Below are 957 nucleotides of genomic sequence, written 5' to 3' on the forward strand. Positions count from 1 at the left end.
CCCCACCACCGCCCTCGACCCCCTCGCCTCCCTGGCCAAGGGATTCGCCGACGCCGCCGCCTGGACCGTCACCAAGCTGAGCGAGCTGGTCGAGGAGACGGCCACCGTCGACTTCACCAATCCGCAGTTCGTCAAGCAGTACGCCGTCGTCTTCGCCGCCTCGACCGTCCTGACCCTGGTCCTGTGGCTGCTCGCCGTGGCCAAGCGCGCCGTCCGTGGCGTCCCGCTGTCCACCGCGCTCGGCGAGGCCGTCGGCTTCCTCTGGCTGACCGTGCTCGCCAGCGCGTTCACCCCGCTGATCCTCTACACCGTCGTGTCCGCCACCGACGGCGTCACCGACGTCCTCGCGGGCGCCACCGGGGACGACACGACCGCCTTCTTCGGCACCTTCTCCGAGGCGCTGAAGAAGGGCGACGACATGGGCGGCGGCCCGATCATGCTGATCCTGGTGTCGCTGATCTCCATCGTCGCCGCCGGCGTCCTCTACCTGGAGCTCTACCTGCGCGCCGTGCTGCTGTACGTCGGCGCGCTGCTCGGCGTCGTCGTCTACTCGGGCCTGGTCGACAAGAACCTGTGGGGTCACGTCCGCCGCTGGGCCGGGATCATGATCGCCGTCATCCTGGTGAAGCCGGTCATCGTGATCGTCCTCGGGCTGGCGGGCGCGCTGGCCGGCGACGACGGCCCCGACGAGCTGGCCGCGATCGTCTCCGGCCTGGCCATCATCCTGCTGGCGATCTTCGCCAGCGCGATGATCTACCGCTTCGTCCCCGGCTTCGGCGACGAGATCGCGAGCGGCCGCAACAACCGCCTGATGCAGGGCGCCGAGAGCAAGGCCGCCGCGGTCATCAGCTCCCCGGCCACCCTGGTCGCCCAGGGCATCAAGACGCACTCCACCCGCGCCGACAGCGGCGGTGGCGGCGCGGGTGGAGTGCGTCTTGATGCCCTGGGCGACCAGGG

The 957-nt window shown here is 70.6% G+C and carries 1 protein-coding gene; it reads left to right on the plus strand.

Annotated features, from left to right (window positions below; translation table 11 throughout):
* Positions 1 to 957 (plus strand): hypothetical protein (locus ACOV8S_RS01905; protein ID WP_448315682.1); only part of this gene is annotated, 957 nt, incomplete at both ends.

The organism is Streptomyces sp. CO7, from assembly GCF_053474865.1.